This is a genomic window from Halorhodospira abdelmalekii, from assembly GCF_016583625.1.
GTDB lineage: Bacteria > Pseudomonadota > Gammaproteobacteria > Nitrococcales > Halorhodospiraceae > Halorhodospira > Halorhodospira abdelmalekii.
Window position 1 is genome coordinate 1 of record NZ_NRRN01000072.1, and the last position, 9,027, is coordinate 9,027.

6 protein-coding genes and 1 pseudogene are annotated in these 9,027 nt (G+C 58.1%); 4 read left to right on the forward strand and 3 right to left on the reverse strand.

The window, feature by feature from the left end; genetic code table 11:
• Positions 1-2,557: Tn3 family transposase (locus tag CKO15_RS12655; protein ID WP_200196879.1), on the reverse strand; the 2,557-nt coding region annotated here is incomplete at its 3' end.
• A 160-nt stretch (positions 2,558-2,717) separates the two neighbouring features.
• On the opposite strand from CKO15_RS12655, the gene CKO15_RS12660 reads away from it, so the two are divergent.
• The 4 genes and pseudogenes from CKO15_RS12660 (at position 2,718) to CKO15_RS12670 (ending at position 4,195) form a co-directional block, all read left to right on the forward strand.
• Positions 2,718-3,008 carry a nucleotidyltransferase family protein gene (locus CKO15_RS12660; protein ID WP_200196881.1) on the forward strand — a complete coding sequence of 97 codons (291 nt, stop codon included), beginning with the start codon at positions 2,718-2,720 and terminating at the stop codon, positions 3,006-3,008.
• A pseudogene (locus CKO15_RS14775) lies at positions 3,005-3,085 on the forward strand (HepT-like ribonuclease domain-containing protein); the annotation flags it as partial. The gene CKO15_RS12660 and the pseudogene CKO15_RS14775, both read left to right, overlap by 4 nt.
• A 32-nt stretch (positions 3,086-3,117) precedes the next feature.
• Complete coding sequence (locus tag CKO15_RS12665) at positions 3,118-3,675, forward strand: recombinase family protein (RefSeq protein WP_200196883.1); 558 nt, start codon at positions 3,118-3,120, stop codon at positions 3,673-3,675.
• On the forward strand, positions 3,668-4,195 hold the full coding sequence (locus CKO15_RS12670; protein WP_207124125.1) for a transposase: 528 nt from the start codon (positions 3,668-3,670) through the stop codon (positions 4,193-4,195). Before CKO15_RS12665 ends, CKO15_RS12670 begins: the two co-directional genes overlap by 8 nt.
• Before the next feature lie 294 nt (positions 4,196-4,489).
• Here CKO15_RS12670 and CKO15_RS12675 read toward each other — a convergent pair whose 3' ends face one another.
• Positions 4,490-7,114 (reverse strand): DEAD/DEAH box helicase, encoded by a 2,625-nt coding sequence (locus tag CKO15_RS12675; RefSeq protein WP_200196895.1) that lies wholly within the window; start codon positions 7,112-7,114, stop codon positions 4,490-4,492.
• A partial coding sequence (locus tag CKO15_RS12680) for a hypothetical protein (RefSeq protein ID WP_207124127.1) occupies positions 7,111-9,027 on the reverse strand: 1,917 nt, incomplete at its 5' end. The genes CKO15_RS12675 and CKO15_RS12680, both read right to left, overlap by 4 nt.

Below are 9,027 nucleotides of genomic sequence, written 5' to 3' on the forward strand. Positions count from 1 at the left end.
ACTCGCGCAGCGCCAAAGCCAGACCGTTCTGGCGTGGGTAGCTGCCGAGTTTCCTGAGCATCAGCGAAGCCGTCACCGTACCCTGCTTGATTGAAGTGGCCAGCCGCAAGATTTCGTCCCAATGGGCACGGACGCGCTTGATGTTCAGTGTGCCACCGATCATTGGATGCAGTGCTTCGTAGGCAGCTTCGCCTTTCGGGATGTAGAGTTTGGTGTCGCCAAGGTCGCGAATGCGCGGCCCGAAGCGGAAGCCCAACAGATGCATCAGCGCGAAGACGTGATCGGTGAAGCCGGCTGTATCGGTGTAGTGCTCCTCGATGCGCAGGTCGGATTCGTGGTACAGCAAGCCGTCGAGAACGTAGGTCGAATCGCGCACACCGACGTTTACTACCTTGGTGTGGAACGGCGTGTACTGGTCGGAGATGTGGGTGTAGAACGTTCGCCCGGGGCTGCTGCCGTATTTCGGGTTGATGTGGCCCGTGCCCTCAGCTTTGCTGCCGGTGCGGAAGTTCTGGCCGTCCGACGATGATGTGGTACCGTCTCCCCAGTGCTCGGCAAAGGAATGTCTTAATTGCGCGTTGACCAGCTCGGCCAATGCCGCCCCGTAGGTTTCGTCACGGATGTGCCAGGCTTGCAGCCAAGCGAGCTTGGCGTATGTCGTACCGGGGCAGGACTCTGCCATCTTGGTCAAGCCCAGGTTGATCGCGTCGGCCAGGATCGTGGTCAGCAGCAGTTTTTTGTCCTTAGCCGGGTCGTTTGACTTCAGGTGCGTGAAGTGACGGGTAAAGCCGGTCCAATCGTCTACCTCCAGCAGCAGTTCGGTGATCTTAATGTGCGGCAGGATCATCGCCGTCTGGTCGATCAGTGCCTGCGCGGTCTCGGGCACCGCCGCGTCGAGTGGTGTGATCTTCAGGCCCGACTCGGTGATGATAGCGTCCGGCAGTTCGTTGGCCAGCGCCATGCGGTTGACGGTGGCGAGCTGCGTTTCCAGCAGCGTTAGACGCTCATGCAGGTATTGGTCGCAGTCGCTGGCCACGGCCAGCGGCAATTCGCTGGCCTGCTTGAGGCTGGCGAATGTCGTGGGCGGCACCAGGTAGTCGTCGAAGTTTTTGAACTGGCGTGACCCCTGTACCCAGATATCGCCGGAGCGTAGCGCGTTCTTCAACTCCGATAATGCACACAGTTCGTAGTAACGCCGGTCGATGCCGGTGTCGGTCATGACCAGTTTTTGCCAGCGCGGCCTGATGAAGTCGGTTGGCGCGTCAGCGGGCAACTTGCGGGCGTTGTTGCTGTTCATGCCGCGCAGCACCTCAATGGCATCGAGCACGTCCTTGGCTGCGGGCGCGGCCCGCAGCTTGAGCACGGCAAGGAATTCTGGCGCGTAGCGGCGCAGCGTGGCGTAGCTCTCGCCGATACGGTGCAAGAAATCGAAATCCTCGGGCTGCGCGAGCTTCTGCGCCTCGGTCACGCTCTCGGCGAAGGCTTCCCAGGACATAACGGTTTCAATGGCGGCGAACGGATCGTGCCCCGACTGCTTGGCCTCGATCAGCGCTTGGCCGATCCGCCCGAACAGCCGGACCTTGGCGTTGATTGCTTTGCCGGATGCTTGGAACTGCTGCTGATGCTTGTTCTTGGCGGCGTTGAACAGCTTGCCCAGGATTCGGTCGTGCAGGTCGATTATTTCGTCGGTAACAGTGGCCATGCCTTCGATGGCGAGCGCCACCAAGGTGGCGTAGCGGCGCTGCAGTTCAAACTTGGCTAGGTCGGCGGGCGACATCTGGCCACCTTCGCGGGCGATCTTGAGTAGCCGGTTTTGGTGAACCAGCCGATCGATGCCCGAAGGCAGGTCGAGTGCCTGCCACGCTTTGAGGCGTTCGATGTGCTCCAGCATGTGCCGCGAATTCGGCTTAGCGGGCGACTGGCGTAGCCAAGCCAGCCGAGTCGTCTTGCCGTTGTCCCAGCGTTTGAGCAGATCGTCGAGGCGACGGCGATGCGCGTCCGATAGCGGTTCGGTCAAGGCTTCATAGATGCGTCGGTTGGCGCGGGTGATCGCCTCGGCGCAGGCACGCTCGACAACTTCCAGTGTCGGCAAGGTGATGTGTTGGCAGCGCAGCGAGCCAAGGATAGCGCTGGCTAGCACGACGCCTTTATCTGTCTGCAAGGCCAGTTCAGTCGTGGCATGGACAATCTGTCGGTAATGCGCCAAGCCGAACGGCTCCATGCCCAAGTATGCCCTCAGTTCGAGCAGGTGTTCGCGCCGGGTCTCCTCCCGCTCTGCATACTGCGGCCAGCACGTCGGATCGAGCCCTAGCTGCCGCCCAATCCACTGCAACAGTACTGTCGGCACTGCAGCACCGGGCAGCAGCCCCTGACCAGGGAAGCGCAGCAAGCACAACTGCACTGCGACGCCTAGGCGGTTGGCGTCGCCGCGTCGCTGACGGATCAGCGCCAGATCGGATTCGCTGAAGGCATAGTGCCGGATGAATTCGTCTTCGGTATCGGGCAGCGCGAAGAGACGGTCACGATCGGCGGCGGAGAGGATCGAACGGCGGGGCATGCGGGCTTCCTTATTCTTGAAAACGTAGGTTTGTGATAAGCCCGCCAAGACAATGGGCGAGACACATTAAATCAAGACGTTGCGATTCTCGAAATTAGCTCTTGAAACTCTATTCTTGATAGAATACTCCCTCAACGAGTTTCGATAAGAGTGCATGCCCATGCGACCGTCTGTTGTGCTTGACCTGCAGCGAGGCGCGGTGCGCGAGGCAGTAGGCCGCTTCCGCACTACGAACCCGCGCGTCTTCGGTTCGGTGCTCCACGGCACCGACCGGAACGGCAGCGACCTCGATCTGCTGATCGATGCACTGCCCGGCGCGACGCTGTTCGATCTGGGTGGCCTGCAAGAAGAGCTGGAAACGCTGCTCGGCGTCCGCGTCGATGTACTGACGTCGGCCGATCTGCCGAAGAAATTCCGGGCCAAGATACTCGCTGAGGCGCGGCCGGTATGAGTGAGAACCGCCTACCCGACTATCTCGACCACATACAGCAGGCGGCAACGGATGCGTGCAGCTTCATGGAGGGACTGGACAGTAATCCTCTCACGGGTTCTGGCAAACCATGCTAATTGGTTATGCACGAATCTCGACGCAGGATCAGAACCTAGAGCTGCAGCGCGAAGCCCTGACTAAGGCTGGGTGCAATAAGGTTTTTGAAGATAAGGTAAGTGGCACGCGCGCCGATCGGCCCGGCTTGGCAAAGGCACTCGAAATGCTGCGCGAAGACGACACCTTGGTTGTCTGGAAGCTCGACCGGCTGAGTCGGTCAGTCAAGCAACTGGTCGATCTGGTCGGAGACCTTCACAAGCAAGGCGTCCACTTCAAGAGCCTCACCGACTCCATTGATACCGGCACACCGTCCGGCCGTTTCTTCTTCCACGTCATGGCTAGTCTTGCCGAGATGGAGCGCGAACTGACCGTCGAGCGCACACGCGCCGGTCTGGAAGTCGCCAAGCAACTCGGCCGCAAGGGCGGCCGCAAGCGAAAGATGACCGACAGCAAGATCGAATCAGCCAAGAAGCTGCTGGCCAGCGGAATGCCGCCCCAGGACGTTGCTAAGACACTCGGTGTGTCCATCCCGACGCTGTACCGTTGGGTACCGGCCTCAGCGAATGCTTAGCGTACGATTTTTTCCGTTTTCTGAGACGACCCCTGATGCTGAGACCTTGACCTTGTCTGACTGGGTGTTGGTGCTCAGCACCGTGCCCGCTGCGATGTTGCCTACCGAGGCGGTCATGGAGCTGTATCGAACCCGATGGCAGGTGGAACTGCTGATGAAGCGCCTAAAAAGCCTACTTGATTTCGACTGTCTGCGGGCCCGCCGAAACAGCGGGCTGGCCGATGTCTACCTGTACGGCAAGCTGCTCTACGCGTGGCTGCTGGAGCATCGCGCCCAGCAGCGAGCCCCTTGGCAAGGGCTGGATCAACATCGACCGAGCACGCCCTGGCGCACTTACCAGGTGCTGTGCCAGGAACTAGCGGCAGTCATCACGGGCACTGCGTGCTGGTGCTTGGAGCGCTGGGATGAGGCCTTGGCGGTCATGTCTGAGCGTCCCCGACGGCGACAACTGCAGCAGTTACCGCCACGAGTGAACGAGCTGATCAGCTATTGTCGAGATCGTGGAATCAGTAACGTATGAGTGCTAACCGGCTTATTTTGGCGCCTATGGGGGGGGTCATATGTGGAGCCACGCAAAAAGGCAAGGGACACTAAAACGACCTCGCAGATGTTAAATTAGCCTAAAAAAACCACCCACCCCCAAAGCCTCATCTGCCAATACGCCGACTCTCTTCCCCTGCGCAAATAGAAATGCCATTGACAACAAGGGCTTAAAAAGAGGGCAATTTATTTGACCATCAATACCGCTCGGGTCTGAATGCCTATTTCCAAGTATACCCGATTCTTCTCGCCAGAGTGAATCCTATTTTTCAAATTAGTGAATCGGCTTTGGCAGAACTACTAGTATCGGAGACACCTTGGGCCGCCGAAAAGGCAGGGCAAGACTTTCCAGAACGCCAGGTAGTTTTTTAAACAAAATTTGTAGGCCTTCAATTTCATGATCGGATGGCGGCACTTCGTTTTTCAGTGGATATTGAATTTCATTCAGCCGCTGCAGCACTTCCCAGTCTCGAATAGCAACGGCATGACCCTTTTCAATTCTCTCAATACCAATAACTATTCTGTGCACAGTAGCATCGGTGCCAGTGATCTCGTCCTCGATCAGAGCAACGACCAGTAGTCTTTCAAGTTCATCGGCTCTTCCCAAATGAGCCGCAGCGCCGGCCAACTCGCCAAGAGCACGGTCTATAAGCGGATGTCCGACGCCCAGCAAATTGATCATGGCACGCTCATTAGGAAGGGAGCGGTCGAAAACTAGTCCATCGTAGCGGGATCTCATGCCGAACTCAGATCTCCAGGCTTCCGGGGTCGCCACCGACAAGCCCTCCTCCGAACGGGTGACGCGCCGCCCCTTGATCCGCATCGCATTTCGGAAAAAAGGTTCCAAGGCAGGCAAATCCACTCTTGGCAATTCCGCACTTGCCGACTGGAAGTCGTAGCGGGAGACGTTACCCAATAAACTGCGAACAGTGTCAACAGCATCCTGCCCGCCGAAAGTGCTGGTCTCGGCATTGAACCAATCTTTAAGGCCCTCTGCCGGACCGGTGCTGGCTTTGGCGAACAGTTCATCGAAGAACCCATCTCCAGCCATCCCTATGACAAGCTGTGAAATATCCTCAGCCTCATCCATCGTGGCTGACAAGGCAGCTTGGATCCTTGCAAGTTTCTCCTCCAACAACGACCAAATTCGCGCTTCGACCGTTTCGGGATTTCGAAGAAGAAAAACTTGCACCGATCGCTTCTGTCCATATCGGTGAAGTCGCCCTACACGTTGGTGGAGTCGCATAGGGTTCCAAGGCAGGTCTACGTGTACGAGTGTCGAGCAGCGCTCCTGCAGATCGATGCCCTCCCCGCCTGCCTCTGTAGAAATCAAAAATCGTGTACGGCCAGAGTTGAAATCTGCAGCGGCCGCCTCACGCGCGAGTGTGAGAGTACGGAACGAGCCGTCTCTCGAAACAACGTCTAGGCGTTCATCCCCATTGATGAATCCAGCACAGCCTGGTCCGAATCGCCTCTCAAGGGTTTCAAACACCAACGCCTGTGTTGCCTTGTACTCCGTAAAGAGAAGAAGCGCCTCGTCCGCTTCAAGGCGATCTTCGATGAGGTCCAATAGCCGCTTGATCTTAGATTCCTCAGAAATCTCCGCTGCCAGTGCTAAGATCTCGTCCAACCGTTCTATTTCGTTCTGCATCAAGGTCACGGTAACCTCTGCGGCACGTCGCTCCTCTGCCTCAGCTTTTTCATCCTCGGTCGTTTCCTTTTCGGTGGGTGAAGCAGTGGCAACCGGAGATGCTTTACTAGACAACATATCTCGTCTGCGCTCCAATGCGCGACATATTGCGGCGATCGAGCTAGCCGCAAGCTTCTGAAGCGCGATAAGAAGGAGCATTCGTGCGGACTGCTGACGGCCAGTGAGGCTCAGAGCATAGGCGCGACCATCGAGAATGAATGAGGACATGGTCTGGTAGAATACATCTTCAGCGGGCGAATACCCATAATCCACTGCTTCAGTCTGAACAGCCTTGAAAAGCTTTTGCCCGTTGAGATCCGTAGCAAGCGCTTTGTTGTTCCGGATCATCGCTTTTGACAGCAGCGGCAGCTGTTCCTCAACGTCCCGTTCTGGGTCGAAGAGATCAGGTCGCACCAATTGCATAAGCCCTAGAAAACCGTAGTCCTTTCCTCGATGCGGTGTCCCTGTAAACAGAAGTAGCGACTGGATGCGGTCGGCATCTTTCAGTTCGCGGAGCAGATCATAGGTCAACGTGGTATCTTTCTCTCGCGACTGGAAGTGATGGGCCTCGTCGACCATCACCATGTCCCATGGTTCCGCAGCGAGAAGGCGCTTCCGCGCCCGCTCCTGCCGCAGTGTGTGGAACGAGGCGACGACTTGGCTGGCCGTATCCCAGAATGTCAGAGGTCCTCGGTCGCGATCAGCCGCATACTCCTGCAGTCTGATGTCGAACATGGTCTTCAATCTGTGCCGCCATTGCGGCACCAACCTTGCCGGGGTGAGAACAAGCACGCGCCGTACACGGCCGGAGGCAATCAAGGGCTCCAAGATCAGTCCGGCCTCAATGGTTTTTCCGAGACCGACGTCATCCGCAACGAGCCAGCGCGCTGGCCATGTTCGCGTGACCTCGCGGCAAACCCAGAGTTGGTGTGGCAACAGTGTCACGCGGGAACGTGAGAAGACCCCCCATTGATCATTCACCGACTGTATCGCTAGTGCCTGAGCGCGCGTCAACACCTGTAGCGTGTCATCTACTTGCCGTGCGGCGATCGCGTCAAACAGTGCTCGAACCCGTGTAAGCTCCTCGACCTCAACCTGTTGAATCTCTGTGCCGAACCGAACGACGACAGTTTCGCCGAGATCCGCAACGACACGTCCCTCGCCGTGTCGCTCATGCCGAACTGTCTGATTCATGTCGAAACTGGTCATTCGTTCAGTAACTCCTCTTCTTCACTGTCGGACATCGCTGGATCCTTTTCCAAGTCCATCAATGGGTCATAGACCATTTTGGATTGGCTCCATATTTGCAGCGGCAGATCCAGATCCCCTTGGAAGTTGGCCTGATCCCCTAGATATCGGCGTACGATCCGAAAGACTTCGGGAGATCTGTCCATGTCCGCACGCTCACCGAGGCTCTTCCCTATGCTCTGTTCGAAGAGTACACGCAGCCTTCGTGTGGTCGCCCAAGCATATGGCTTCATCGCTTCTTGCTCATCGACATCCCAGAAGCCTTGGCGGATCGCCTCTCGGATCATCCAGTTTGCGCCAACTCCTAGACTCTGCGTGATCGGCGCGCCTTCGAAACCGTGCCGTTGCCAGATCGGGGAGGCGCTGATGCGCCACGCATCCGATAGTTGCAGACCCTCGCCTCGATCGCGCGCGATAGAGGGTAAGCTACAAAACGCCTCAACATAATCCGGCAGCCATCGCGCGATGACATACAAATCTGCCAGCATTCGTCTCCACTGCGGATAATCAATCCGAATCAGGTCAGTTCGTGCCAGCTCTTCGAGCCGATCTATCCATGGCTGGGGCGAGGTTGGCAGCGGAGCCCTCGCCATCTCGCTCCACCATCCGGCCCTCTGCGCTTGTTCGATGAAATTAGCGTGCGACGTCTCGTATCCGAACCCGATTGTTCGGAATGTACCGAGCGCGAAGAAAGTAAACCAGCCCTCACGTTGATCCGCAGCTTCTCGGTCACGCAGGCTCGCCAGGTCGAAGCCGGGCGGAAGCGTTCTCTTGTCATAGTCTGCGCGCTTCTTTTCGCATTCGCGCTGCCACCAGGTGTGCACCTTCTCCAAGAAGTCTGCGGGGTCAACCGGTTCGAGCGCCTGCTCAACGGGATCCCCGCCTCCGAGTATGATTTCTTGGGGGTGCAACATCGCGGCGAGGGCCTTCACGTCGCTCTCTACCCAGCTCGTCACGAGTAAGCTACGCTCCAGCATCCACACCGTTCCGGGCAGCCAGTCAGGACGGGTCCGCCTCAACTCGTCTGCTAGGCGTTTTCCACTTTCCCCTTCAAGGATGTAGCGCAGCACGGCCTCTTGGCGGCAGGGCTCGGTCATCGCACCAGCCCACGCTACAAGTGTTGCGAGCTGCCTTTCGCGGTATCCACTCTGATAGCGGGCGAGCCGATAGAGCGCGAGTGCTGCTCCAGAATAGCCAGAGTCGGCGACGCTCGCATCGGGGGCGAACGCGATGATACGCTGGTCTTCCTTATCGAGCTCCGGCGCATCTCGTGGCGGCAGCGCGACGCGGCGCCAGCCGCCGTCCGCCATCAGGAATTCCATTTCCGCAAACATTGCGAGCAGTGCATTGCGCTCGGTGAACTCCAGCCTCTCGACCCTTTCTGAGGTCAAAACTCGGCCTAGGCGAGCAGCCATGTCGGGAGCGACGCGCCGATCGCGCCCGATCTCGCGGCGAACCACTTCGCTGAGAAATAATTGCTTCGGCTGACTGAAGCCGAGTTGATTCAGCCGCTCGGCTGCTTTTGGGCTGACGCTTCGCGCATAGAATTCAGAAAGGCCCGACCATCCGCCCATCTTCGACAGGAGTTCTGGGTCAGCGAGTACCCCGGTTAGCTCCCTCTTTGCCGCCTCGACTTTTATGAACTGAGCAAAAGGCTTCGGCAAACCGGTCGGCAGCGCTGGACGCATGGCAACCAAGCAGCCGAGGCCGCGTTGAGGGTCATGCATCCTGCCGGCCAAGTTGTCCCTGGGGATTCCAGTCAAGTGGGTGGCCTGTTCCACGTGATGAGGGGTGGCCATTCCACCGGATGTGGTGGGCCCGTTCCACGGGAAGTGGTGGGGCCATTCCACTAAGCTGGGGTGCCTCTGCAGGCA

What these genes read in the sequence shown, in the direction of transcription:
- CKO15_RS12660 (WP_200196881.1), top strand. Translation starts at nt 2,718, where the DNA reads ATGCGACCGTCTGTTGTGCTTGACCTGCAGCGAGGCGCGGTGCGCGAG.
- CKO15_RS12665 (WP_200196883.1), top strand. Translation starts at nt 3,118, where the DNA reads ATGCTAATTGGTTATGCACGAATCTCGACGCAGGATCAGAACCTAGAG.
- CKO15_RS12675 (WP_200196895.1), bottom strand. Translation starts at nt 7,114, where the DNA reads ATGACCAGTTTCGACATGAATCAGACAGTTCGGCATGAGCGACACGGC.
- CKO15_RS12670 (WP_207124125.1), top strand. Translation starts at nt 3,668, where the DNA reads ATGCTTAGCGTACGATTTTTTCCGTTTTCTGAGACGACCCCTGATGCT.